This window comes from Rhizobium sp. NFR07 (assembly GCF_900111905.1).
Taxonomy (GTDB): Bacteria; Pseudomonadota; Alphaproteobacteria; order Rhizobiales; family Rhizobiaceae; genus Neorhizobium.
This window is the reverse complement of the sequence record NZ_FOKM01000001.1, coordinates 40,379-66,425: the sequence shown is the minus strand read 5'-3', so window position 1 is coordinate 66,425 and position 26,047 is coordinate 40,379. Positions and strand designations below refer to the sequence as shown.

Here is a 26,047-nt window from a genome sequence, read left to right as displayed (position 1 = left end):
TGCGTTTGCGAACGATTGGCTGGATGAACTTGCCTATCGCATCACGGGGAAGGGGACAGTCCAATCAATGACAGGTGAAGGACTGACGGAAAGCTGCCCAGGAAGATGCCCGAGGCTCTGTCGATCGTCTGTCGCGCTGCTCGTCATTTTCCTGAGTTCCTGTTCCGGGAGCCAATCGGCACTTGACCCGGCAGGGCCTGAAGCGTCTCGCGTGGCCCATCTCTTCTTCGTCATGCTGTTCGGTGGTGCGGTGATCTGGGTCGCCGTCGTTGCCGCCCTCATTTACGCCTCACGCAAAAAGAACGCGCATTCGGAAGAGAGCGCGGGTCGAGTTATTCTGTGGTGCGGAGCTATCCTGCCATCCGCCATTCTCTGCGCATTGCTGTCCTACGGGATGTGGCTGATGCCGGCGATAAGGCCCTGGGTGCCGGACGACCAGCCGGTCCGTCGTATCGAGGTGACCGGCGAACAGTTCTGGTGGCGCGTGCGCTATCTCGACGAGACGGGCAAGACATTGTTCGAGACGGCCAACGAAGTGCGCATCCCGGTCGGAGAGCCGACGCATTTTGCCCTGAAGGCGGCAGACGTCATCCACTCCTTCTGGGTCCCGTCGCTCGGCGGCAAGATGGACATGATCCCCGGTCGCACCAACCCGCTGGCGCTGCAGGCCGACAGGGAGGGAATCTACAACGGCGTCTGTGCCGAGTTCTGCGGCGAATCTCACGCGCTGATGGCGTTCCGGGTCAGGGCCGTGGCGGCGGCCGACTACGAGGCATGGCTTTCCGAACGCAGCGCCGAGACCAGGACGAACGGTTTGGCCGATGCAGAAGGACTGGCCGTCTTCCTGAAGAACGGCTGTGGCGCCTGCCACGCCATTTCCGGAACCGCCGCCAATGGTCGCATCGGCCCGGATCTGACGGCTTTCGGCGAACGCAACACGCTGGCCGCCGGCACGCTTCCCCATACGGCGGAGGATATCGCCCGCTTCATTGCCGATCCGGCCAAGATCAAGCCAGGCGTTAGGATGCCGCATTTCGGCATGCTGCAGGAAGCGGACATTCAAAGAATGGCGGCGTTCCTGAAGGAGCTCAAATGATGGTGGAGCTCGGCAATTTCACGCCAGAGGAAAGGGCGGCTCAGGAAGAACGGCTGCGCAAGGCATGGAAGACGCCGGGCGGCTGGCGCTACTGGACCTCGGTCAACAATAGCGAGATAGGCCTTTGGTATGGTGTAACGGCCTTCGCCTTCATGCTGTTTGCCGGTCTGCTCGGCCTGCTGATGCGTGTCCAGCTCTCCGTACCCAACAACGATTTCATCTCGGCCGACCTCTATAACCAGGCCTTCACCCTGCATGGCACGGTGATGATGTTCCTATTTGCGGTGCCGATCTTCGAGGCCGTGGCGATCTTCCTGCTGCCTTCCATGCTCGGCGCCCGCGAGCTGCCTTTCCCCCGTCTATCGGCCTTCGGCTTCTGGAGCTTCCTGCTCGGTGGCGTCTTCGTCTGCGGCTCGATCTTCTTCAACGCGGCGCCGAACGCCGGCTGGTTCATGTATCCGCCGCTCGCGACGGATAAGGAATATGCCGGCATCGGCGCCGACATCTGGCTGCTCGGCCTCTCCTTCATCGAAGTGGCGTCGATCGCGGCCGCCGTGGAGATCATCGTCGGCATCATGAAATGCCGCGCACCCGGCATGCGTATCAACATGATGCCGATGTTCGCATGGTATCTGCTGATCGTCGCGGGCATGATCCTTTTCGCCTTCCCGCCGCTGATCGCCGGCGATATCCTGTTCGAGATGGAGCGGATGTTCGATTGGCCGTTCTTCGACGCTTCGCGAGGCGGCGATCCACTTTTGTGGCAGCATCTGTTCTGGATCTTCGGCCACCCGGAAGTCTACATCATCTTTCTGCCCGCGATCGCGCTGATGGCGATGATCGTGCCGACGTTCTCGCAGCGCCCGATCGTCGGTTATTCATGGATCGTGCTTGCTGCCGTCGGCACGGGGTTCCTCAGTTTCGGCTTGTGGGTGCATCACATGTTCACCACCGGCCTGCCGCAGATCTCGCTCGCCTTCTTTTCGGCAGCGTCGGAGGCGGTAGCGATCCCCACGGGCGTGCAGATTTTCGTCTTCATCGCCACCATGCTAGCCGGGCGGGTGATCTTTTCCGTGCCGATGCTGTTCGGTGCCGGCGGAATTATCATCTTCGTCATCGGCGGACTGACCGGCGTCATGGTGGCGCTCGCGCCTTTCGACTGGCAGGCGCATGACACTTATTTCGTCGTCGCCCATCTGCATTACGTGCTGATCGGCGGCATGTTCTTCCCGATCGTCGCCGGCATCTATTATTACTTCCCCTTCGTCACCGGGAAGAAACTGTCGGATGCCTGGGGCAAGGTCTCGTTCTGGCTGATGTTCACCGGCTTCAATGTGGCTTTCTTCCCAATGCATTTCTCCGGTCTGCGCGGTATGCCGCGGCGGGTGTTTACCTATCCGGAAGACATAGGTTGGGACTGGTTCAACCTCATATCCACCGTTGGTGCCTTCATCTTCGCCGCCGGTGTCGCAACCTTCGTCATCGATATCTTTCGGCCGAAGCCGAAGCCCAAGGAACGCAATCTGAACCCCTGGAATTCCGGCACGCTGGAATGGACCAACGATCCGTCCGAGGATTGGGGCATGCGGTCCGTGCCGATCATCAGCAGCCGATATCCGCTCTGGGATCAGCCGAACTTGCAGGCCGATATCGAGGCGGGGCGCTACTATCTTCCCGATGCGAAATCCGGCAAGCGCGAAACGCTGGTCACATCTGTACTGGATGCCGAGCCGATCCAGTGCCTGCGCGTCGGCGGTTCGTCCTATGTAACGATCATTGCGGCACTGGCGCTCGGTGGCGTATTCATCGCGCTCACCTATCACTGGTGGATCCCCACGATCATCTCGGCCATCATCACCTTCATAGCCATCCTCTGGTGGCTCTGGAACGGCACGGGGCCGATACCGGAATCGGCGGAGGTTGATGTCGGGCTGGGACAGACGCTGCCGGTCTATGTCTCCGGTCCGGCCTCTGTCGGCTGGTGGGCAATGTTCATCACCATGGTCGGCGACGGCACGGCCTTCGCAAGCCTGATATTCGGTTATTTCTTCTACTGGACGGTGCACGACGATTTCACGGCGGGCGCTTCGGGGCCTGGTGAGCCCTGGCCAATGGTGGCGCTCGTTCTCTTCGTGATCGCATGGCTTTTGACGATTGTTGCCAGACAGCTGAACGAAAAGGGTGTCGTGGGTTGTCGTATCGCCTTGGTTGCGGGCATCGGGGTCACTTTCGCAGCCTGTCTTGCAGGGGTGGCAGGCCCTTATCTCCATGGCATGGACCCGACCTCGAATGTCTATCCGGCCATCGTCTGGATCATTGCAATCTGGACCGTCACCCATGGGGCGGTCGGCATCGTCATGCAGGCCTATTGTCTGGCGCGAAGCTTTGCGGGCCGCATGACCGCGCAATATGATCAGGATATCCGCAACGTGGCGCTCTACTGGCACTTCATGGCCTTCACTGCTGTAGTCACCTTCGCGGTGATCGGCCTGTTTCCGATGGTGAGCGCATGAAGAGCTTCATCCCGCGCGAGGTCGAAAGCCTCTGGACCTTGTTTACGGCACCCATCGTCTGGGCAGTCCATTTCGTCGTCTGTTATGGCGCTGTCGCTGTCTATTGCGCCAAGACGGCGATGCTGGGTTTCGAGTTTTCCACGATGCGAATAATCCTCGGCGGCTTTACCGTGGTGGCGCTCGGCATGATTGTCCTCGCGGCCTACCTGGCCTGGCGGCAATGGGGTTTCGGTTCCGGCGATCCGCCGCATGACGAGGCGACGCGGCAGGACCGCGCGCTGTTCCAAGGGTTTGCCACGCTGCTTCTTTCGGGCCTCAGTTTCGTTGCCGTAGTGTATGTGGCGATCCCGCTCATCTTCATCGCGGAGTGCCAGCGATGAAGCGTTTCTGTCTCGCCACCGGCCTGCTGTTTCTTCTCCTCTTCTGGGGCGTCCTGCTCCCATTCGCCGACCGGGCATCATTCACCGTCCACATGATCGCCCATATGGGCATCGTGGCTGGCGCAGCGCCGTTGATCGCCATAGGTCTGTCGGGAACGCGGGCGGATTTTCCTGCCCGCTGGGCATGGTTCACACCGGTCGTCGCCTCGGTGGTCGAACTGCTGGCGGTCTGGGCCTGGCATATCCCGGCGTTGCGTCTAGGGTCTGAAAGCTCTTCGGGCATTGCAGCCGTCGAACAATTGACCTTTCTTGCCGCGGGGCTGGCACTTTGGCTTTCCTGTCTTGGCGGTGGTCTGCAGGAAGGTCGCGATGGTCGTCGCCTGGCCGGCGCTTTCGGATTGCTGTTCACATCCATGCACATGACGTTGCTCGGCGCATTGCTGGCACTGTCGCCGCGAGCGCTTTACGGCGTCGGTGACGTGACTTGTTTCGGCTTCACTCTCAGCCCGCTCGTCGACCAGCAGGCCGGTGGGGTCATCATGCTTCTTGTCGGCGCGGCCGTCTATCTCGCCGGTGGCGTGTCTCTGCTCGCGACGACGCTGAATTCAGGTGTGCCCGAGACACAAAGGAGGAGGGCCCGATGACCGTTCGCTGGAAGCACCTGATCGTGCTCGTCATCCTCCTGCCGCTTCTCGGCCTCGGTGTCGGCTGGTCCGGGTTGATGAGCGTGCGCGCCTCAACCGGCCATTGGGCGATCACGGACTGGTTTCTGCATTGGGTGATGCGCAATTCGGTCGCGACGCGTGTCGCCTTCGTGGACACACCGCCGCTTGATGATCCGGCACTGATACCAGGTGCCGCAGGGCATTTCGAGACCGGCTGTGCCACCTGTCACGGATCGCCGGCGCAGGCTGCGCCAGCCTCGGTGCTCGCCATGCTGCCGCCTCCGCCGGACCTGAAGAAGGTCGTTCTGGAATGGACGGACGCGGAATTGTTCGAGATCGTCAAGCACGGCGTCCGTTTCACCGGCATGCCAGCGTGGCCGACGCAGTCGCGCGACGACGAGGTATGGTCGATGGTTGCCTTCCTTCGCAAGCTGCCGGACATGGATGCCAATGCCTACATGCAGGCGTCCGGCCTGCATGGCATCGGCCATGCGGGTGAGGTTTCGCCACTCCCGATCACCTGCGAAAGCTGTCATGCCGAAAGCAAACTTAATGACACCAGCCTCATTCCGCGGCTCGCCGGCCAGTCGGAAGCCTATCTCCTGAACGCATTGAAGGCCTATGCCGATACGAAGCGTCCGAGCGGAATCATGCAGGTCGCGGCAGGTACGCTGCCGAGAGAGGGCCTGCCGGAATTGGCTGCATATTACGCCAATCAGCCACGTGCAACTCGGCCGCTTGTGCAACAGGATGCGGGGCTTGTGGAAAAGGGTCGTGTGCTTGCGGAGGAAGGCCGAGTTGCCGACAAGATTCCGGCCTGCCTGAGCTGTCATGACAAGGCGAGCGCCAATCCTGCCTATCCGAAGCTATCGGGCCAGAATTCAGCCTATTTGCGCCAGCAACTGTCACTCTTCCATGCTGAGATCAGAGGCGGATCCTTCTATGGGCACCTGATGGAGGGAGTGGCGAAGCAGCTGACGCCCGAGGATATTGATGCAGCTAGTGCATATTTCAGTCAGCGATGATTGTGGCCTCACCTGACGATGCCCTTAACACGGGCGTCAGCCTCCGCTGTAGTTGAAGCGGTCGGCGCGAGTGGATGCACGGCAGGCATCTGCGGTCGCGTAACAAACAGCAACAATATTGCAAATCTGTAGCAACGGCCACGCCCTAGAGAAGCGTTCAGACTTTGCGCCTGCTGACACCGTCGGGTGGCATCCGGGCCGCCGTGGATCGTTCAAACCGCGTCCGGTCTCGGAAAAGCAGATCCCCATTCTCTCAAGACACCAATAGGCATGCCAATGCGATGCAAGAAAGCCAGTTCATTCACCCGCCTGTTGGATCCTCTGCATTCCATCGGGGGAGGGATGATGCTTCTCGCAGTCGCATTTCTGCTTGCCGGCTGCTCCGCCGAAAGTCAGCAACAGCCTCAGACCGCTCCCAAGTCGGTAAATGCCGTTCAGCCGAAAGCATCGACTATTGTCCGGTATCTCCATCAGACGGGCACGACCAAGGCCCTCGACAGCGTCGATCTCACCGCCCGCGTTACGGGATACCTGAAAACCATCGATTACAGAGATGGCTCGGAGGTAAAGGCCGGGCAACGTCTGTTTCTGATCGAACCTGATCAGTATGAAGCACAGATGCAGCAGGCTCAGGCATCGGTCGAGCAGGCGCATGCGAGCCTGGACAACGCCCAGGTGCAACTGTCGCGGCAAGAAGAGCTTGCCCGGTCGTCGACGACGACCCAGGCCAACGTCGATAACGCACGCGCGAGCAGGGACGAGGCCAAGGCACAATTCGATTCCGCGAAAGCCTCCTTAAGAGAGGCGCAGATCAACCTCGGCTATACCAGCATCACGGCCCCGTTCGACGGTTTTGTCACCGCACATCAGGCGGATGTGGGAGCGCTGGTCGGAAGCGGTAGCCCCACGACGCTCGCGACCATCGTCAAGCTTGATCCGATCCACGTGTCTTTCTCCATCTCGGATGCCGATATGTTGCAGCTCCGGCGGCAGGCGCGTGCCCGTGGCTTGACCTCGGAGGACCTTGGAAAAATCACGGTAGAGGCGGCAACCAAGGTCGACGACGGCTTTCCTTATAAAGGCAAGCTGGATTACGTCGCGCCGCAGACCGATGCAGGAACAGGCACGCTTTCGGTACGGGCGCTTTTCGACAACAAGGACCGTGATCTTGTCCCGAACCTCTTTCTGAGGTTGAGAATCCCCATGGGAACAGTGAAGGATGCCGTGCTGATACCACCTTCTGCGATCGGTACCGACCAGAAGGGACGTTTCGTCCTGGCGATCAACAGCGAGGGCGCTGTGGAGCGCCGCTCGGTGACGTTGCTGGAACGCAGCGGCGACCTTCAACAGGTCCAGGGTGAGGTGTCCACGAAGGACTGGATCGTCCAGAACGCCGTCTCCGGCGTCCGCGCCGGGGAAAAGGTCGAGAAGAAGTCTGCCTCCCAATCCGAGACCGATCCCGGGGCTACGCCGCAAGGCAGCTCTGAACCGGCAGCCAACTGATCGGATGATCTGATGTTTTCACGCTTCTTCATCGAACGGCCGGTTCTGGCCAACGTCATCGCTCTCCTGACTATCTTGATCGGTGCGATCGCTTTCCTGCAACTGCCCGTCGCGCAATATCCAAACATCGTACCACCCACTGTACAGGTCCAGGCCCGTTACCCGGGGGCCAGTGCCAAGACACTGATGGATACGGTGGCGCTGCCAATCGAGCAGCAGGTCAACGGCGTGCCGGGCATGCTGTACATGCAATCGACCAGCGCCAGCGACGGGACCTATTCGCTGACAGTGACTTTCGACATCGGCACGGATGCTGACGAGGCGCAAATCCTCGTTCAAAACCGTGTCGATGCGGCCAATGCCCAGCTTCCGAATTCCGTGCAGTCCCAGGGGGTGACGGTTCGCAAGCGTTCGACGTCGATCCTCGCTTTCGTCACGCTGGATGCCGCGGACCCCGAATATGACAGCCTCTTCCTCGCCAATTATGCCACGATCAACCTGAAGGACGAAATCGCCCGTGTTCCCGGCGTTGGCGACGTGACGGTATATGGCGCTGGTGACTATGCGATGCGCATCTGGCTCGATGCCGACCGGCTGCAGGCACGCGGGCTTGCGCCATCCGATATCGTGAGCGCCATCCAGTCACAGAGCCAGACTGTCTCCGGCGGCCAGATCGGCATGCCTCCGGTGAGTTCCGGGCAGGGTTTTCAGACCCCGATCGAAATCTCCGGCAGGCTTGATCAGGTCGAGCAGTTCGAAGACGTGGTCGTCAAGTCCGATACCGAAACCGGTGCTATAACCCGGCTACGCGACGTCGCGCGTATCGAACTGGGCTCGAAATCCTATGGCCAGATTTTTCGTGTGAATGGAAAGGCGTCCGCTTCCCTGGCAATCAGCCAGTTGCCGGAGGCCAACGCACTGGAAGTCGCGCAAGCGGTGGAAAGCCGCATGAGCGAACTGGCGAAGGCGTTTCCGCAGGGCCTGACCTATGCCGTACCGTTCAATACGACGGCATTCGTCAACGCCGCAGTGGAATCCGTCTACGCGACCCTGATCGAGGCCTGTGTCATCGTGCTTGTCGTCATCCTGCTGTTCCTGCAGGACTGGCGCGCAATGCTGGTGCCGGCGACGACCGTGCCTGTGACGCTGATTGGTGCGTTCGCCGCCATGGCGGCGTTGGGCTTCTCGATCAACATGTCGACCCTGTTCGCATTGGTCCTGGCAATCGGCATTGTCGTCGACGACGCGATCGTCATCGTCGAAGGCGCCGCTCGACACATGTCCGATGGTCTGAAGGGACCACAGGCCGCTGAAAAAGCTATGGAAGAGCTGTTCGGCCCAATCATCGGCATCACCTTGGTGTTGGTCGCAGTGTTTCTGCCGGCGGCATTTCTGCCCGGTCTCACCGGAAAGCTCTACCAACAGTTCGCGCTGGTAATCGCCGCGACCGCTATCATCAGCGCCGTCAATGCGATAACTCTCAAACCCGTGCAGGCAGCGCTCTGGATGCGGCCGATCAAGCCGGTGGAGCAGCGCAACTTCATCTTCCGCTGGTTCGACCGAGGCTTTGCCCGGCTGGAAGACGGCTATACGGCGTTTCTCAGCTGGCTCATGCGCTTCCGTCATTTGGTTGCCGCCTTTACTGCCGTCATCATGGCGCTGGCCTTCGTCGGCCTGTCGAAAGTGCCGACCGGTTTCCTGCCGCTGGAAGATCAGGGCTATCTGGTGGCCGCGGTCCAACTGCCGCCTGGTGCATCGCTTGAGCGTACGGACCGGTCGCTGAAGCAGGTGCAGGAGCGGCTTGAGGAACAGCCGGGTGTCGCCAACGTCATCACCGTGGCCGGCGTCTCGCTGCTCGACAACAATGCCCCGCTTCCCAGCGCAGGCCTGGCCTATATCGTGCTGAAACCTTGGGACGAACGCGGCAAGTCCGAAGCCCTTCTGCCGATCTATCAGTCGATCTCCGGCAGGCTCGCCAACCTTGATGACGGCATGGCAACGGCGATTCCGCCACCGTCGATCCAAGGGATCGGCAATACAGGCGGTTTCACGATGATGGTCGAGCTGACCGACGGCAGTGGCGATTTCAACCGCCTTGCAGACATCGCCAACAGCGTAGCTAGTGAGGCGGCGAAAAACCCTGCCCTCCAGGGGCTGCAGGTGAACGCCAATTTCAACACGCCACAGCTTGCGGTCAATGTCGACCGCACCAAGGCCGCTACACTCGGCGCTGCGATCGGCGACGTTTTCAATGCGCTTTCGGGGTATCTCGGCTCTGCCTATGTCAACCAGTTCACGCGCTTCGGGCATACGTTCCAAGTCTATGTACAGGCGGAAGGCTCCTATCGCAGCGTTGCGGAGGGTATCGACCGACTGAAGGTGCCGAACGCGTCCGGCTCGCTGGTGCCGATCAGCAGCATGGTCGATGTCAGGGAAACCCTCGGGCCTTCGCTGATCTCGCTCTATAACCTGCATCCCGCCACATCGATTGCTGGCCGTCCTCAACCCGATATCAGTTCAGGTGACGCAATGCAGTTTATGGAAAAGGCCGCCGCGAATGTTCTCCCCGCGGGCGCCGCGACCGATTGGACGGCGATCTCGTATCAGGAAAAGCTCGCCGGAAACCAGATCTATATCGCCTTCGGACTGGCGCTTGTTCTGGTCTATTTCGTGCTTGCCGGCCAATATGAAAGCTGGCTTGGGCCGCTGCCGGTGATTTTCTCGGTGCCCTTGGCGCTTGCCGGCACCGTTGCGGTGCTGCTGGTACTGGGCTTGCAAAATACGCTCTACACGCAGATCGGCCTTGTCCTGCTGGTGGCTTTGGCGGCCAAGAATGCCATTCTGATCGTTGAATTCGCTCGCGAACTCAGGATCAAGGAAGGAAAGTCTCTGCTGGATTCAGCCGTGATTGCCGGCAAGCTCCGTTTCCGGCCGATCCTGATGACTTCGATCGCTTTCATCGTCGGAATGATCCCGCTTGTACTCGCAAGCGGTGCCGGCGCCAGTGCGAGCAAGTCGATCGGCATATCCGTCGTCAGCGGCATGCTGATATCGACGGTGCTGTCGATCTTTGTTGTACCGGCTCTCTTTATGATTTTCCGTGCTCTGGAAGAGCGCTGGAAGCCGATGCCTACTCGTCAGCATGACACGGTGGTCATTTGATACCGTTTTTGTGCCGTGGACCAACAGCCAAGTAAAGATCTTTGCGAGGGCAACTTTTCACCTCTGTGGCAGTTCTAATGTCACTTCAATGAGCGTCGCGACCTGAAGCTTGGCCCGATGACGTTTTGCCCAGAGACAGGCTTCACTTCAAAGGCGATCTCGATGGCCAGCAGTGCGAAATTTTGCGGCAGCTGAACCGTGATGTGAAAGGGCTTGTCATGTCTGATCTCTTTGTAACCGAGCAGAAGCCGAAATGGATGCTGCTTATTGCCGGGAACGATTCTCAGCTTCGGCATCAGCAGGCGGACGAGTTGAAGCGGCATTCGCAGGAATTGAGGGACCGATCGATCATCGTCGTCGAGGTTTCGCCGACGGGAGCAGTCGCTCTGCATGGCGACTGTCGTTGTGTGGCAAGCGCAGGTGATATCGCCGATAGCTACAAGCTCTCGTTCGACCGGTTCTCATCTTCGCTTGTGGACGAGAACGACTGCGTGAAATGGGCAGCTCCAGCGCCTGTGTGTTTTTCCGACCTGATTGCAGTTATCGATGAAATGCCGCATCACGAAGCGGAAAACGCGACCCGTGGGCCTGCCTTGTCGGCCTGACCTGTTTGCAGCCTCCAGGCAGAGGCAAGCCGCTGGGATCGTGTCCTTAGACGCAGCGGAGATTTAAGGTCGCTTCAGCGGCTTCTTCCACAGGCGCGAAAGAACCATGCGCTTCCCTTTCCTGGGAACAAGGTCGACATCGCTGACGAGCCTCGCCCCACCATCGCGCTTTTCGAGGGTGATCTTGCGGCTGTGAAACGCTTCGAGCTCAGCCCTGTGGCCGACACTCAAGATCGTCACCTGTGGCAGTTCATCGATGACCGTCTCCATGATCCTGTCCTGGCTCTTGTCATCGAGCGCCGACGTTGCTTCATCCAGGACGACGATATCGGGATCGTTCAGCAGAAGGCGGGCAAAAGCGAGCCGTTGTTTCTCGCCGCCGGACAGGGTGTGATCCCATGGGGCGTCTTCCTCGAGCTTGTCTTTGAGATGCCCTAGGCCAACCTTCTCCAAGGCGGCGCCGATTTCCTCGATGCTCCAGTTCTCGGCCTCCTGAGGATAAGCGACGGACCGGCGAAGCGTCCCGGTCGGGATGTAGGGCTTCTGCGGAAGCATGAACAAGCGACTGTCAGCGCGGAAATTGACGCTTCCTTCGCCCCAGGGCCAGAGCCCGGCGATCGCCCGCACCAGCGTGCTCTTGCCGGAGCCGGACTCCCCGGCAACGAGTACGCGTTCGCCCGGTTCGATCTGAACTTCCGTCTCCTTCACGACGGCCTTCCCGTCTCCGAGCGATACCGAGAGATCGTGAAGGCTGAGCATTGTTTCGTCCTGCGTTTCTCCCCGCGTGATGCGTCCCAGGCGATCGCTCGTCTCTGCGCGTTCAAGCCCGTCGAGCGACATCATCAGTGAGGCGACGCGCCGGGCGCAGGCGTTCCAGTCTGCAAGTCGAGGATAGTTATCCACCAGCCAGCCGAAGGCGGTCTGGACGATCGTGAAAGCCGATGCTGCCTGCATGACTTGGCCGAGCGACATGCTGCCCTCGAGAAATTTCGGAGCACAGAGCAGGACCGGAACCACAGGGGCGATCAGCATGGATCCGTGCGACACTAGCGTCGTGCGCATGTATTGGTGCGCCAGTTGCCGCCATTGCTCGCGGACCTTCTGGAATGTCCGGTCGAGCTCGTTGCGCTCTTCCTCTTCGCCTCCGAGCAAAGCAATGCTTTCGCCATTTTCCCGCACGCGTGTCAGGGTATAGCGAAACTCGGCCTCAACCTGGTTCTTGACTTCGGAGACCTGGACAAAGTTGCGGGCAATGTAAGCGATCGAGCCGGAGGTCACGAAGGCATAGATCACCGCCGCAACCACGAGAAAGCCGGGGATCGTGACAGACCATCCGCCGATCGGCAGGGTCAGGGCGCCACCGATCGTCCACAGGACGACGATGAAGGTCGAGGCAGATACAAATGCGGAAATGACACCCGATACAAAGTCTACGGGTGACTCGGTCGCAATCCGCATATCCTCGGAAATCCGCGCTTCCGGATTCTGATGGTCTCCGCCGATGAGGTTCAACTGGTAATATCGGCCATTCGCCAGCCATCGTGCGATCAAGGCCTTTGTCAACCAGGAGCGCCAGCGTCGCTGGATCAGCATCCTGACGAAAACCTGTATGGTGACAAGTGTTACGCTGCCCAGAACAAGCGGTGGAAAGACCGCTCCCAGATAGTAGACGGACGATGCATCGCGCTGTTCGATCGCGTCGAAGATTTCACGGTTCCAGACGTTGATGCCATATTGGAAGCCTACATTGAGACCGATCAATGCCAGAAGAACGATTGAAGCCAGCCATGCAAACCGGTCGCCGCGGCGGCTCCAATAACCGCGCGCGCTGATCCAGAACCGTTTCAGAAGATAGGCCTTGCGCGCCTGTTCGGCCTCTTCAGGCGTCATTCCCTGATCGGGTTCGATGGCGTCGGGTAGCGGCTCGGCTTCGATGGGCTGATCTTCAGCCCGCAAGGGATCATCGGGCTCGGGCTGCCTGATACTCTTTTCAGATTTCGGATCGATTTTCCCGGCACTCATGAGCCCCACAACGGCCCATGAAATAAAAGGTTTCACCAGCCTGATGTTCTGACCTGCCGTCCTTCGATCATTCGACGACGAATTCGTTCTCCGAAGGCATCAACGGCTCTTAATAGCGTTGCGAGGGATCGATGAGTTGTCTTCGATAAATATGCGGTCAAAGGAGAAGGTTTACCGATTTCGCAACACGGTGCATGGAACCGCGGCGGCCTGGATAGCGGTGCAGAGTTCGATTGCCGCCTGGCGAGTTTCCCGCCCGATCCGTGCCGCGTATCGTGGCCGGTAGCCGAAATTGCCGCCTCGTTGTCGGACGATGAGCGCTCGTTCGGAATTCAGCGGTTTAGGCAGTCGGCTGACCGCAAGGGTAAACAATCGATCAACGACGGCAGGTCGGTGATGGGCCGCAAGTTGGACGCCCCATGGGGCCCAGTCGGCCGATCCGACGAAAACGGGTTCGTTCATCTGGCGGGTGTCTGCCAGGGTGGTGCATGCTTCCTGAAACGGGCGGGCAGGATCGAGCTCCGGAGCGACGTTCTCGGGAGGCGTGTCGCGCCAAGTCTCAATGGTGCTCCCTGTGACGGCAAAAACATAGTCTCTCGTTTCGATTGGCAGGCGCCCCGTCGTAAGAAAGCGGGAAAGACCATTTTCTCCTGCGTTATAGGCGGCCGCAGCAAGCCCATAGTTGCCGTAACGATCTCTCAGTTCTCTGAGATAGGCAGCTGATGCATCAAGCGCTGCGATCACGTCGAAACTGTCGGCAAGTCCCCGAAGTCGCGCTGTACCGGGCATGAACTGCGCGATCCCTTCTGCTCCCTTGGGGCTGATCGCTTCTGGACGGAACAAGCTCTCCCGCCAAACGAGCCGTGCAAAGAACGCGGGCGGTAGCTCATGTTGATCGGCGAAGTGGCCGATCGTGCGGCAGAGGTCCGCATTGAAGGTCCCGCTGCGGATGCAGAGGGAGGGATTTCCGTTTGCGGAGCGTTGATAGAGGCAGTCGGGCTGCGTTGCCCCATCCTGCTTCTGGCCTGCTTCTGCCGCATCCGGGGGCAAAACAAGCACAAAACTGGCGAGAAACCTCAGAAGCACAAATGGACGGAGGCGTTGAATAATGCTCACCCTCCACTCGTGTTCGATGCGCCGGATGCGTCAAGCCTGTTGGACGAGTTCCGCCGGTCCATTCAATCGAAACGTCGCTATGCAAATGCTCCAAACCAAGGACCGCGAAGACCAGCAAACTCTCGTGCGAATGGACGCCGGTTAGGCCGGCGGCCCAGCAATCCAGAGAAAGCAGAATGCTACGACTGCGACGAAAATGGCAAGCGACATGATCGTCATAATTGCTCCGCGATGAGAGGATGCGGGCTGGGGCGGAGATCCGGACGGACGGCGGTTGGCGAGATATGGCATGAAGCCTCCTTCAGTAAGAGAACCGAAAGATGCTCAGCTTGTTCCTCGGGTCCATGACTGAGCTGCAATTGCGTCACGCCGTCGAATGCGAAACTCAGGGTTTTCCGTTCTCATCGGGAAAAGAAGTTCGACTTGGTCACGTCGAGAAGTTCGTCACCTCGCCCATTCATTACCGCCTTTGCAGCCCAAAGGCTCATTCCCATCACCTGGGCGGCCTTGATCTTCGGCGGGATCGCGAGCTCCTGAGGGTTGATGACGACATCGAGAAGCGCCGGCCCCGGATGGCGCAGGACGGCTTCTATCCCCCGCCCAAGCTCGGCTGGATCTTCGACGCGTATCGCGTGAACGCCCGCCGCCCGGGCAACCGCTGCGAAGTCGGGGTTCTTGAGGTCGGTCCCGGTCTCGAGATAGCCCGCCGCCTTCATCTCCATGGCGACGAAGCCGAGCGACGAATTGTTGAAGACGATCACCTTCACCGGAAGGTCCTGTTGAGTGAGCGTCAGGAAATCACCCATCAGCATAGCAAAGCCGCCATCTCCTGACATGCTGATGATCTGCCGATCCTTGTAGGCTGCCTGAGCCCCGATCGCCTGGGGCAGCGCGTTCGCCATCGAACCGTGGACAAGCGATCCGATCAGCCGGCGCTTTCCATTCATCTTCAGATAACGGGCCGCCCAGACAGTGGGCGTGCCGACATCGAAGGTGAAGACCGCATCTTCCGACGCCTGTTCGCTGAGGAGTCGCGCAACATACTGCGGATGGATCGTGCCGCCGGCCTTTCCGGTTGCAAGCCCGTCGAGCCCATCTCTCGCCTTCTGATAAGCCGCCAGGCATCGGTCGAGATGCTTCACGTCGGTGCGCTCCTCCAGCCTGAGCAAAACTGCATTGAGCGTGGACTTGACGTCACCGACAATCGCAAGGTCGAGCGGAGTTCGGCGGCCGAGGTTTTCCGGGCGGATGTCGATCTGCACCACCTTTGCGTCAGTCGGATAGAATTGGCGGTAAGGAAAATCAGTTCCGAGCATGATCAGCGTATCGCATTCGAGCATCGCCCTGTAGCCGGAGGAGAAGCCGATCAGGCCAGTCATGCCGACATCGTAAGGATTGTCCCATTCGACATGCTCCTTGCCACCCAGGGCGTGGACGATGGGGGCCTTCAGACGTGAGGCGAAGGCCAAGAGCTGTTCATGGGCGCCCTCACAGCCGCGGCCGCACAAGAGCGTGACTTTGGAACTTTCGCTGAGAAGTTCAACGAGGCTGTCGATCTGTTCGGCCGCCGGAACCACACTCGGTTTTGCGAGCCTGAGTGCGGCGGGCGCGGAAATCTTGGCCGAGAAGTCGGCGAGTGCCACGTCGCCGGGGATGACGATGACGGCCACGCCGCGCTTGCCGACCGCCGCGCGGATGGCGGATTCCATGACGGCCGGAAGTTGCTCGGGTTGGCTGACCAGTTCGCAAAAGTGGCTGCACTCGCGAAAAAGCTGGTCCGGATGGGTCTCCTGAAAATAGCCCCGGCCGATTTCATTGGACGGGATCTGCGCTGCTATAGCCAGAACCGGAACGCCTGACCGATGGCAGTCGAACAGTCCGTTGATGAGGTGGAGGTTACCGGGACCGCAACTGCCTGCACAGACAGCCAGTTCGCCTGTGAGGTGGGCTTCCGCACCAGCGGCAAACGCGGCGGTCTCTTCGTGCCGCGTATGAACCCATTCGATGTCGTCCCGTCTACGAAGGGATTCCGTCAGGCCGTTCAGGCTGTCTCCGACCACACCATAGATCCTCTTGACGCCTGCGGAATACAGAATCTCGGTCAATATGTCGGCAACCTTGGGCTTCATCGGATACTCCTGATCGATCGCTGGCGGACAAAATTCGTATTTGTTGAACTAGGCTTGGTGCTGCTGTTTCCAACCCTCGATCCAAGCGCACCGCGTTTATTGGACAATCGCTTTGCCCAGCGGCTCAAATGGGTTCCGATGAGATGGGGAAAGGCGTGCCGATATTATGTCAGGCTCGGAGGTGTTTACGTTCGACGCACACATGCCATTGTCGGACCGTCGCTCCAATATTTTGAGATCACCGATGCTTATTGTGACGGATGATGGAACCGATCATCGCTCGGAGAATTACTGTGGCGAAAACCACGAAAATTGCGGATCTTTCGGCCATGGGCTCAGGAATGACAAGACTGCTCACGGGAGCAAAGGTGGCTCTCGCCGTTGGCTTGCAGGACCTTGGTCCAGCGCTCGCCTTGTTCATTTCGGTGTTTTCCGCCGGCGTCTTTGCCAACGGGTTCTTATCGACGTCTTTGGCTGGAAGCGGTTTTTAAGGTCTTGTAGGATGACCTGAGATTATTTCGCCGATGGAAACGTCGGCGCTGATAATCAGATTTGCTTAAGCACTTCTTTTATCCAGTTTTTGCCGCGGATAGGTCTCCGTCCTCGTCTCGCCCTGAAATGAAGATCACCCAGCCACACCGCGAAAGGCTTCGCGGTGATGCGGAAGGGATGGCGGTTTTTCATGACTGAGAATGATCTACAAGCGGCGTCAGGAGTGCCGAAGATCGTTGAGGCCGCGATGGGCAGAGATGGCGTCTCGGATTGCAGGCATCGTGTCATTGCCTTCGCGAAACAGGTTGATCACGATCGCCGCGGCCAGCTCTGCTTCCGGACTGCCCCTTTCGATGTTCGCCAGCTTCATCCACTCGGCAAAGGCGGCGTCGATGATGGCAAGCTCGGTCGGCCCGAACCTTGTCTCGAGGAATTTCTTCATGTGATCCTTCTGCCCCGGTCGCCGCGGGATGTGGGAAGAAGATGGTCATTCGTCAACCCATATTCCGCATTCCCTGGCGCCACGTATGGTAGCCGAAGAAAAGCGGAACAGACCCAAGAGCGATGGCCATCAGCGCAAGCAGACGCTTCCCTTAGTTCGAAGACCGGCGGGCATATGCTGGTAGCGGTGGAGTGCTGCTATTCTTCGCTCTCTTCGTCCCAATCCGTTTGAGCGGTAGAGACTTCACCCGTCGATAAACGACCTTGATGCTCTGCGTCCCAGGCGTCGCTGGCTTGCCGCCAATGGTCGTGATCCTGACCATCCGGACGTCCGGCGTGTTCCCAAAGGCTGTAGGCCCTGTCCGCAATCCATTCATGTCGTTCCGACATTGTTGTTTCCTCCCTGTAGTGAACGGGACCAATCTGGTCCAACCCGCGGGGCAATCAATGTCCGCTACCGTACGGAGGGCGATCATAAGACCGTGATGCACATCGCTGCCGAAACGCGGTTTTGGGCCGGTGTAGCTTGGCGAACGTTGAAGCCCAGCGTCTCTGGAATCAACGTTGCAGGTCGACTACCGGCGCGCTGCCAAACATGCTCTTGTACTCCCGGCTGAATTGCGATGGGCTTGCATAGCCTACCTCATAGGCCACGCGCGACACATTGGTGCTCCCGGCGGAAAGAAGCTTTCGAGCTTCCAGCAGACGCATATGCCGCTGGAAGGCAAGGGGGCTAAATCCTGTAACGGCTTTGAAATGCCGGTGAAAGGACGTGACGCTCATGCCGGAAGAGGCCGCCAGGTCGGGGATGACAACGGGTTCGCTGTGGTTGCTGGCGAGCCAGTCCGCCGCCGTTTTGAGCTGTTGAAACCGATCGTTACGCTGGCCGACCTGGCGGAGCGTGTCGCCCATCGAGCTCTGCAGCAGACGATAGTAGAGTTCGAACTCGTAGTGCGGTGCGAGCATGCCGACGTCGCCGGGCGTGCCGATGAGCCGGACGAGACGAGCGAACGCGTCGCCGAGCTGGCCGCTCAGGTCACTGGCCGCAACCGCGCATGCCCAGCGATCCTCCTGTTTGGGCATATCGAGCATGACGCGCGTCAACATGCCTACATCAAGATGAAGACTGATGCCGATGTAAGGAAGCTCGGGCGTCGCGCCGGTCATCTGGTGGATATAGGGCAGGCCGAAGGACGATGTCGCACACGCGCCCGCCATCAGTTCGAAGCGATTGGCACCCATTGTCAACACCTTGGTACCCCGCAGAACGGCGTAGAACATGGGTTCGAACACGGCCGGCGTGGGTGAGGTTGCGCGTGTGCTCGTCCATAGCGTCAGGCGGGGAATTGAAGTCGGCACACCAACAATCCCTCCATGACGAACCACGAAGGGAGCGACGTCGTCCAGCAGTTGAGCGGTTGGTTTCACAAGGTCGGCCATTAGCTGGAGAATGTAGCGATTTGGAAGAATCAGGCAAGCCTATGGGAGAATCGGGAATGCCGTCCTCCTCGCCTTTGCCTATCTACACGCTCGACGAAGGAAAACAGCCGTGATCGCGGGGACCAGGAGCAATGAGCTTCGAGCCTGTGCAGCGGGCGATACGGGATAGAAAGGGTTCGAATTATGCAGGAACTGGCTGGGAAGAATGCTCTCGTAACCGGTGGGTCGCGGGGCATCGGCGCGGCAATCGCACGCGCGCTCTCCGAGAAGGGTGCGGATGTCGCGATAACGTACGAGCGATCGGTGGACAACGCCGCACAGCTTGTTCGGGAAATCGAGGGACAGGGACGGCGTGCCGTCGCGATCCAGGCCGACAGCGCCGACCCGGACGCCATACAGCGCTCCGTGGACGAAGCCGTTCGCACGCTGGGTGGTCTCGACATTCTCGTCAACAATGCCGCTATCGCGCGGTATAACAATATTGCCGATTTCACTGTCGAGGATCTCGACGCGCTGCTTGCGGTTAACGTGCGCGGGCCGGTGCTTGCGTCGAAGGCTGCGATCCCTCATCTCAAGCAAGGCGGTCGCATCATAAATATCGGTTCTGCGGGTGCTGACCGTATCGTCGGCGTACCCGGCACGGTCTACTACATGACGAAGGGCGCGCTTCAGGCATTCAACCGCGGCCTTGCTCGCGAACTGGGTGCTCGGGACATAACGGTCAATCTCGTGCAGCCGGGATCGACGAATACCGACTCGAATCCCGAGACCGGAGAGTTTGGGGATTACCAGCGTAGCCTCATCCCCCTTGGTCGCTTCAATCAGCCGGGCGATGTCGCAGCCGCGGTCGCCTTTCTCGCAACGCCTGCCGCCCGGCAGATTACCGGGACGGTCGTCACGGTGGATGGCGGTGCGCTTTCCTAAGAGCGCGGCGGTCGGTGGTCGCCCGACGGAGGTCGGGTGACCGCGTCCCTGGTGGTGAGGTCGGTCATCTTAACTCCTGTCATTATGATGCCGATTGTTGGGAGAGTGTCGCGATGCAGCCAAGGGGGCGTTCCACCTTCTGCGACGGAGTTTTGCGAATATGGAGACTATTCAGGCTGAATCTGCGACGATACCAAGCACGGTCGAGAAGCTGATTGGTGGGTAAAGGCTATATCGGTCGGCGCCCGGCCACTTACGCATATTTGATTGGAAGGGAGAACGCATGGCTGAAGCAAGCTTGGGGGAGACAATCGGGCCTGCGATCGTCCTGATGGGGGCGGCCGTGGTTGCGGTGCCCTTGTTCCGGCGGCTCGGCCTCGGTTCGGTTCTCGGCTATTTCGCTGCCGGCGTGCTCGTCGGTCCGTCGGTACTGGGCATGTTCACCGATGCGTCGTCCATTCTGCATTTCTCGGAACTGGGGGTGGTGATGTTCCTGTTCGTGATCGGACTGGAATTGCGCCCGTACAAGCTCTGGGCCATGCGCGGCCAGATCTTCGGATTGGGTCTCGTACAGGTAGCTGCAGCCACGGCGGCCCTGACCTTGGCGGGCATGCTGATCTTTGGCCTGCCTAGCCCCGTGGCCTTTGTTGCCGGAGCAGGCTTCGTCCTCTCCTCGACGGCCGTCATCATGTCTGTCCTGCAGGATCGCGGCGAGATTTCTGGTGCCGAAGGCCAAAAATCGGTCTCCATTCTCCTCTTCGAGGACCTGATGATCGTGCCGCTTCTGGCGGTGGTCGCCTTCCTGTCGCCTCTTTCGCAGGGGCAGTCGGGCTGGATGGATGTGTTGCTGGCGCTTGGCGCGTTGCTGGTTCTTCTCGGCGTGTCCAGATGGGGCCTAAATCCGCTATTTTCGCTGTTGGCGCGCGCAAGGACGCGCGAGGTAATGACAGCGGGCGCGCTGCTGGTAGTTCTTGGAGCGGCCTTGCTGATGGCCGGCGCCGGTCTTTCCATGGCAATGGGCGCGTTCCTGGCAGGGGTAATGCTGTCGAGTTCCAGCTACCGCCACCAGATCGAAAGCGACATAGAGCCGTTTCGCGGCCTGCTGATGGGCCTGTTCTTCATGGCTGTCGGCATGTCGCTCGACCTTTCCGTCGTTGCCGCTGAATGGTGGCTTCTATTGTTCATGCTTGCCGCGTTCACCATCGCGAAGGGGGCGGTGGTCTATGCCGTCGCGCGCCTGTTCGGCACCTCCGGTCACGACGCGTTGCATCGTACCTCGATGTTCCTGCAGGGCGGTGAATTTGCCTTCGTGCTGTATGCCGCAGCGACGACCGGCGGCGTGATCGATGCGCGCGAAAATGCACTGTTCACGACCGTCGTGATCTTTTCCATGGCCCTGACGCCGCTGCTCATGATCGCGGCGGAGCGGTTGCTGCGCGGCGAGGCGTCGATGGATGGCGTTGAGGTGGCCAGGGACCTGGCCGGCCGGGTCCTCATCATCGGTTTCGGTCGCTTTGGCCAGATCGCCTCACAGCTGCTTCTGTCCAAAGGCGTCGGTCTCTCCGTCATCGATATGAATCCGGACCGCATTCGTGAGGCGGGCCGGTTTGGGTTCAAGGTCTTTTTCGGGGACGGTACGCGGCTCGACACGCTGCGCCACTCCGGTGCGGGCTCCGCCGAAGCGCTGATGATCTGTATCAACGACCCGAAAGCCGCCATGCAGATCGTTGAGTTGGTGCAGCATGAATTCCCTCAGGCGAAGATACTTGTGCGAAGCTATGATCGCGGCCATGCGGTGGACCTGATCCGCGCCGGCGTGGACTACCAGATCCGCGAGACGGTCGAATCCGCCTATCTTATGGGAGCGGAGGGCCTGCGGGCATTGGGTTACGCTGAAATGGATGTGGAGGAAGCCGCCGAAGACGTTCGCCAGAGGGACAATGAGCGGCTATCCGAGCAGGTTCAGGGAGATGCCATGTCTGGCAAGGCCCACCTGCACATTCGCCCGGTTCCCGAGCCGCTTAGCGGACCGGCGGCTTCGAGATAGTCGGCAGCAGATGCTTCGTCATATCGGTATGCAGGTGCTTGAGGCGTCCGAAAGCAGAAGGTCCGGAAGATGAAAACATATAAGATTGCCATTGCAGGTTTCGGCGGCGTTGGACGCGCCACAGCCGGTCTGCTTCTCTCGCGACGGGAGCGGTATCGTCAGGTTTATGATGCAGATGCCCGTCTGGTGGCGGTCTGCGGATCCCGATCCGGCCTGGCGGATGCGAATGGCCTTGAGGAAGAGCAACTGAGCAATCTTGAAGACGGACTGTCGGGCGTTGCCTTCATAGAGGAAAGCGGCGCCGATATCCTGATCGAAGCGGGACCGAGTAATTTCCGCAGCGGTGAACCGGGGCTTGCCTATCTCCGTGCCGCGCTGTCGGCCGGACGTGACACGATCGTCATATCGAAAGGCGCGCTGGTTCACAGCGGAAGGCAGCTGCGCGAGCTTGCCCGAGCCTCAGGTGCGATGCTGAAACTCAGCGGTGCGGCCGCCGCCGCATTGCCGACGATCGATCTCGTCGAGCATAGCCTCAAGGGCTGCGAAGTGCTCAAGATCGAAGGCATTCTGAACGCTACCACCAATTACCTGCTCGATGCCATGACGACGCGTGGGATCGGTTTCGAGGCGGCGTTGCGTGAAGCACAGGAAGGCGGTTTTGCCGAGGCTGATCCGCGCAACGATACGGAAGGCTGGGATACCGCCTGCAAGCTGCTGATCCTCGCCAATTTCGGTCTCGGCGCCAACCTGACGATGGATGATCTGATCGTCGAGGGCATCCAGTCCATTACCCGGGAGCGTGTCGAGGCATGGCGGAATGAGGGCTTCGTTCCGAAGCTGGTCGGGAGCCTTACAAACGTCAATGGCGCCTTTCGCGCGCAGGTGGGTATAAAGACATATCCGCTTGCCGACCCCTTCGCGAACATACGCGGAAAGGACAAGGCGATCCGCATCACGACCGATGCGATGGGCGAGACGATTGCGATCGGATCCGGCAAAGAGCCGCTTGCCACCGCAGCCGCAGCGCTGAAGGATCTCGAACATATCCTGACGAAAAGGGGCGCCTGAATGATGATGATATGGGCGCGTCTTCCTGTTCGGTGGGCGTATGGCCACTAATTATCAGGCAGGGCAAGTTTCTTCTTATAGCGAAGGAAGCATATGAAAGCTGCAGTCTATGACAGTCCCGGTCCTCCGACAGTCCTCAGATATGTCGATGTGCCCGACCCGAGTTGTGGACCGGACGATGTCCTGATTGCCGTCGAGGCGATTTCGATCGAAGGCGGTGACTTGATCAATCGTCGATCCACCCCGCAGCAATCTCGCTGGATCGTCGGCTATGCAGGGGCGGGTACGGTGGTGTCGGTCGGCGAGAATGTCCGGGACAGAAAAGTTGGCGATAAGGTCACAGCATTCGACATGCATGGGTCTCATGCGGAGCTCTGGTCCGTTCCGGCTTCGCGGACATGGCTGGTTCCCGATGGCCTGGAAATGGCTCAGGCTGCCGCATTGCCGATTTCTTTCGGAACAGCCTATCATTGCGTGATAACCAAAGGCGGCCTGCGTGAAGCCGAGACGGTCCTGATCCAGGCTGCCGCAGGTGGCGTCGGACTGGCAGCTATCCAGCTGGCGCGCGATATCGGAGCGACCGTCATTGCTGTGGCCAGTGGCCGCGAACGACTGGCACGTCTTGTCGACCTTGGCGCATCCCATGTCATAGACCGGCGTGAGAAGGATGTCATCGAGGAAGTGCTGCGGCTGACTGGCGGCGAGGGAGCAAACCTTGCGATCGATCCTGTTGGCTCGACCCTACAGGCATCGCTTTCGGCACTTGCTCCCGAAGGCCGTGTCGTCTTTGTCGGTAACGCCGGCGGCGGCGGCCTGAATGTCGACCTTTGGCAGCCGATGCAGAGCAATCAGACCCTGCATGGCGTATTCATGGGATCTCTGTTCGAGAGGCCGGCCGTGCGCAGAACGGTGGATGACCTTTTGAAGGTCGCAGCCGAAAAACGCATCGAGATCGTTATAGACCGGATCTTTTCATTGCAGGATGCATCATTGGCGCACGAACATGCAGAAACAGCCAAACCCTTGGGCCGTGTCGCCATGGTGACCTGACTGGAGTGAGAGCGGTCAAGCGGCAGTTAATTGGCGCTCCGTCCAAATTTCTCCAATAAGTTGCGTTCACTGGCGCGCGGGAGGATTGCTTATCCCTGTTTTTGGAATCGTGTTTCATCCCAGCTAGGTGCGGGCATGTCCTCAACATTTCCCGCCGGCGTCCAGTGGGCTCGTTTGCTCCGCGGACGCCATTGAAGGTCATGCCATCCATTTTGGCGGGGCGTACTTCGTTTAATTCGACGCCAGCCGGAGCGCCGAACCATTGATTGAATGACCCAATTATTGAGATGAAGGAATTTTTATATGCAGAATTCAACGACTTCGCAAAGCGAGAACAGCAACCAAGCGACCTGGATTCCTCAGGTGCAGCCGTCTGTCGCTCACCCGCATATGACGGACGAATTTGCCCGTGTTTATGAGATGACGGCGAACCGGAATACCGGCCAGGTCGCAGCTGCCGCTCTTGACCGCGTTGGAGGTGTTCAATGGGGCGCACGTGTCCTCGATATTGCGGCGGGCGCCGGAGCGCTGAGCGTGCCGGCAGCGCTTCGCGGCGCCTCGGTTCTCGCGATCGACCACGCACCGGGCATGATCAATCTTCTGGCCAAGCGGCTCGCGCCTTTCCCATCGAGTGAAGCAAGACTGATGGATGGACAGCAGCTCGTCCTGGAAGACGGCGGCTTCGATGCCACGTTTTCGCTGTTCGGGGTCAGCATCTTTCCCGACTGGCGGCGAGGACTTGCGGAACAGGTGCGTGTAACCAGAAGCGGCGGCAAGGCCTGCGTGGCGACATGGCGCAGGCCGCCGGGCGGCGGACCGTTTCTTGTCATGGCGGAAGCGCTGCGGTCCGTCTTTCCGGACATGCGCCCACCTGCCCCTCCGGAGGGGTTCCTTGCACTTGCCGAACCCGAAAGACTGGTCAGGGAAATGTCGGAAGCTGGCCTGTCCTCGGTCGAGGTCGAAGAGATCGAAGCCGTATGGGAGGGACCGTCTGGCCAGCCCTATCTGGACGATCTTGGCGAACTGCATGGCTATATGGGAGTTTACGCCGCGCTCGATGATGATCAACGGCAGCGTGTCGATGAGGCAATCCTGAAGGTGATCGATGGGAAGATGATAGGAGACCGGGTTGTCCTGCCCTCGACCGTGGTGCTGGCGGTCGGAACGAAACGATAGAAAGCAGCTCTGTCTGCGTTCCACCTGTCAAATTCCTTCGAGTTGATTTCCGTGATATTCACGCGCGCTGGAGACAGCGCGCGTTATGTTTTGAGCTCAGCTATTGTCGATGTTTGCGATAGCTGCGGGTTAATATCGGCGCTGCTGGCGGATGCCCGACCTTCGCAAGACGCCCATCCAACGCGCAACACCCGTCGAGCGCGCTACCTTTCAAAGGTTGTACCGTGGTCGAAACACTCAATCAGGATTTCAGTCAGGAGACGCACCTTTCTGGCGGGATATTGAGCGGGTGGGCGCACGACGTAGATCCCTGCAGGAGGCGGTGGATGGCGTGGCATAAGGGGCAAAAGCGCACCTGAGGCAACATACTGGGCGGTGATCCCATCCGGCAGAAGGGCGATCCCGAGACCAGCAACGGCTGCCGCGACGAGCGCAACCGCGTTGTCCGCCTTGAAACGCCCCCGTGGATTGACGGTGACGATTTTCTCGCCATCCAGAAACTGCCATGCCTCCGTTCCCTGCATAAGCGCCTGATGGGCAACGAGATCCTCCGGCCTCTCAGGGGAGCCGTGTTTTTCAACGTAGTCGGGGCTCGCAACCAGCTTGCCGAAAAGCGGGCCGACGCGCCTCGCGATCAGATTGGAATCCTGAAGATAACCAAATCGTATGGCGCAGTCATAGCCTTCCGTGATCAGATCGACGACCTGGTCGCTGTAGCATGTCTGGATTTGCAGCAGTGGATGGCGCCGGGCCATTTCAGCTATCACCGGCGCCAGGTGTGTCGGGCCGAAGGACAGCGGCGCTGCAATCCGCAATCGTCCGCGCAGTTCGCCCGCGGGCAGGACCGCCTCTCTGGCAACATCAATCTCGGAGCTGATTCTGGCTGCATAGTCCCGGAACGTGATTCCAGCCTCTGTGAGCGAGGCGCCTCGAGTGGTTCTGGCGAGGAGCTGGACGCCAAGCTCTTCTTCAAGCCGGACCAGTCGCCGGCTGACCATCGATTTCGAGACGCCAAGCCGCAGCGCGGCAGCTGAAACGCCTCCGGCATCGGCAACTTCGACAAAAGTCCGCAGATCCTCGATGTCCAAATTAGCGTTCCTTGTTTTGCGACACAGCTCAACACAATCGAGCACTACCGCATCATAAAGTGGAATGACAATCTCCGCGTGTCTGCAGCGCAGCTGTCAGCTCAT

The 26,047-nt window shown here is 59.7% G+C and carries 21 protein-coding genes; 14 read left to right on the top strand and 7 right to left on the bottom strand.

Features of this window, described 5'->3' with window-relative positions; genetic code table 11:
• The first annotated feature begins 136 nt into the window (after positions 1 to 136).
• The 8 genes from coxB to BM216_RS00255 all read left to right on the top strand — a co-directional run bounded on the left by coxB (position 137) and on the right by BM216_RS00255 (position 10,949).
• Positions 137 to 1,096: a cytochrome c oxidase subunit II gene (gene coxB / locus BM216_RS00290; protein WP_348271991.1), complete on the top strand. Its 960-nt coding sequence runs from the start codon at positions 137 to 139 to the stop codon at positions 1,094 to 1,096.
• On the top strand, positions 1,093 to 3,609 hold the full coding sequence (ctaD, locus tag BM216_RS00285) for a cytochrome c oxidase subunit I (RefSeq protein WP_092993206.1): 2,517 nt from the start codon (positions 1,093 to 1,095) through the stop codon (positions 3,607 to 3,609). Before coxB ends, ctaD begins: the two co-directional genes overlap by 4 nt.
• A complete protein-coding gene (locus BM216_RS00280) occupies positions 3,606 to 3,989 on the top strand; it encodes a hypothetical protein (RefSeq protein ID WP_092993203.1) in 384 nt (127 codons plus the stop codon). The genes ctaD and BM216_RS00280 overlap by 4 nt, the downstream gene beginning before the upstream one ends.
• Positions 3,986 to 4,633, top strand: a complete 648-nt coding sequence (locus BM216_RS00275; RefSeq protein WP_092993200.1) for a cytochrome c oxidase assembly protein — start codon at positions 3,986 to 3,988, stop codon at positions 4,631 to 4,633. Before BM216_RS00280 ends, BM216_RS00275 begins: the two co-directional genes overlap by 4 nt.
• A complete protein-coding gene (locus BM216_RS00270; RefSeq protein WP_092993197.1) occupies positions 4,630 to 5,679 on the top strand; it encodes a c-type cytochrome in 1,050 nt (349 codons plus the stop codon). Before BM216_RS00275 ends, BM216_RS00270 begins: the two co-directional genes overlap by 4 nt.
• A 345-nt stretch (positions 5,680 to 6,024) precedes the next feature.
• A complete protein-coding gene (locus BM216_RS00265) occupies positions 6,025 to 7,182 on the top strand; it encodes an efflux RND transporter periplasmic adaptor subunit (RefSeq protein WP_177230658.1) in 1,158 nt (385 codons plus the stop codon).
• Positions 7,183 to 7,194: 12 nt separating this feature from the next.
• Positions 7,195 to 10,344, top strand: coding sequence for an efflux RND transporter permease subunit (locus BM216_RS00260; RefSeq protein ID WP_092993191.1), 3,150 nt, complete (start codon positions 7,195 to 7,197; stop codon positions 10,342 to 10,344).
• A gap of 218 nt (positions 10,345 to 10,562) precedes the next feature.
• Positions 10,563 to 10,949: a DUF4174 domain-containing protein gene (locus BM216_RS00255; protein ID WP_143102694.1), complete on the top strand. Its 387-nt coding sequence runs from the start codon at positions 10,563 to 10,565 to the stop codon at positions 10,947 to 10,949.
• Between the two features lie 63 nt (positions 10,950 to 11,012).
• Here the strand turns inward: BM216_RS00255 and BM216_RS00250 are convergent, their stop codons facing one another.
• The 3 genes from BM216_RS00250 to poxB form a co-directional block, all read right to left on the bottom strand.
• Positions 11,013 to 12,839: an ABC transporter ATP-binding protein/permease gene (locus tag BM216_RS00250; RefSeq protein ID WP_244530051.1), complete on the bottom strand. Its 1,827-nt coding sequence runs from the start codon at positions 12,837 to 12,839 to the stop codon at positions 11,013 to 11,015.
• A gap of 303 nt (positions 12,840 to 13,142) precedes the next feature.
• Positions 13,143 to 14,030, bottom strand: a complete 888-nt coding sequence (locus BM216_RS00245) for a transglycosylase SLT domain-containing protein (protein ID WP_092994941.1) — start codon at positions 14,028 to 14,030, stop codon at positions 13,143 to 13,145.
• A 458-nt stretch (positions 14,031 to 14,488) separates the two neighbouring features.
• On the bottom strand, positions 14,489 to 16,216 hold the full coding sequence (gene poxB, locus BM216_RS00240; RefSeq protein ID WP_092993182.1) for a ubiquinone-dependent pyruvate dehydrogenase: 1,728 nt from the start codon (positions 16,214 to 16,216) through the stop codon (positions 14,489 to 14,491).
• Between the two features lie 293 nt (positions 16,217 to 16,509).
• Here poxB and BM216_RS00235 point away from each other — a divergent pair, with 293 nt between their 5' ends.
• The gene (locus tag BM216_RS00235) at positions 16,510 to 16,707 is read left to right on the top strand and encodes a hypothetical protein (RefSeq protein WP_143102693.1); all 198 of its coding nucleotides are present in this window, start codon (positions 16,510 to 16,512) and stop codon (positions 16,705 to 16,707) included.
• Positions 16,708 to 16,925: 218 nt separating this feature from the next.
• Here the strand turns inward: BM216_RS00235 and BM216_RS00230 are convergent, their stop codons facing one another.
• The 3 genes from BM216_RS00230 to BM216_RS00220 form a co-directional block, all read right to left on the bottom strand.
• Complete coding sequence (locus BM216_RS00230; RefSeq protein WP_092993176.1) at positions 16,926 to 17,150, bottom strand: hypothetical protein; 225 nt, start codon at positions 17,148 to 17,150, stop codon at positions 16,926 to 16,928.
• A 197-nt stretch (positions 17,151 to 17,347) separates the two neighbouring features.
• Positions 17,348 to 17,539: a DUF2934 domain-containing protein gene (locus tag BM216_RS00225; protein ID WP_092993173.1), complete on the bottom strand. Its 192-nt coding sequence runs from the start codon at positions 17,537 to 17,539 to the stop codon at positions 17,348 to 17,350.
• Between the two features lie 168 nt (positions 17,540 to 17,707).
• Entirely contained in the window at positions 17,708 to 18,589 is an 882-nt protein-coding gene (locus BM216_RS00220; RefSeq protein WP_092993170.1) for an AraC family transcriptional regulator, read from the bottom strand.
• Between the two features lie 183 nt (positions 18,590 to 18,772).
• On the opposite strand from BM216_RS00220, the gene BM216_RS00215 reads away from it, so the two are divergent.
• The 5 genes from BM216_RS00215 (at position 18,773) to BM216_RS00195 (ending at position 24,854) form a co-directional block, all read left to right on the top strand.
• Positions 18,773 to 19,513 carry an SDR family NAD(P)-dependent oxidoreductase gene (locus BM216_RS00215; RefSeq protein ID WP_092993167.1) on the top strand — a complete coding sequence of 247 codons (741 nt, stop codon included), beginning with the start codon at positions 18,773 to 18,775 and terminating at the stop codon, positions 19,511 to 19,513.
• Positions 19,514 to 19,796: 283 nt separating this feature from the next.
• Entirely contained in the window at positions 19,797 to 21,560 is a 1,764-nt protein-coding gene (locus BM216_RS00210; protein WP_092993164.1) for a monovalent cation:proton antiporter-2 (CPA2) family protein, read from the top strand.
• Positions 21,561 to 21,629: 69 nt separating this feature from the next.
• Positions 21,630 to 22,628 (top strand): homoserine dehydrogenase, encoded by a 999-nt coding sequence (locus tag BM216_RS00205; RefSeq protein WP_092993161.1) that lies wholly within the window; start codon positions 21,630 to 21,632, stop codon positions 22,626 to 22,628.
• Between the two features lie 93 nt (positions 22,629 to 22,721).
• A complete protein-coding gene (locus tag BM216_RS00200; protein WP_092993158.1) occupies positions 22,722 to 23,678 on the top strand; it encodes a quinone oxidoreductase family protein in 957 nt (318 codons plus the stop codon).
• A 363-nt stretch (positions 23,679 to 24,041) separates the two neighbouring features.
• Positions 24,042 to 24,854, top strand: coding sequence for a class I SAM-dependent methyltransferase (locus BM216_RS00195; RefSeq protein ID WP_244530015.1), 813 nt, complete (start codon positions 24,042 to 24,044; stop codon positions 24,852 to 24,854).
• 203 nt (positions 24,855 to 25,057) lie between these two features.
• Here the strand turns inward: BM216_RS00195 and BM216_RS00190 are convergent, their stop codons facing one another.
• On the bottom strand, positions 25,058 to 25,942 hold the full coding sequence (locus BM216_RS00190; RefSeq protein ID WP_092993155.1) for a LysR family transcriptional regulator: 885 nt from the start codon (positions 25,940 to 25,942) through the stop codon (positions 25,058 to 25,060).
• Positions 25,943 to 26,047 lie beyond the last annotated feature (105 nt).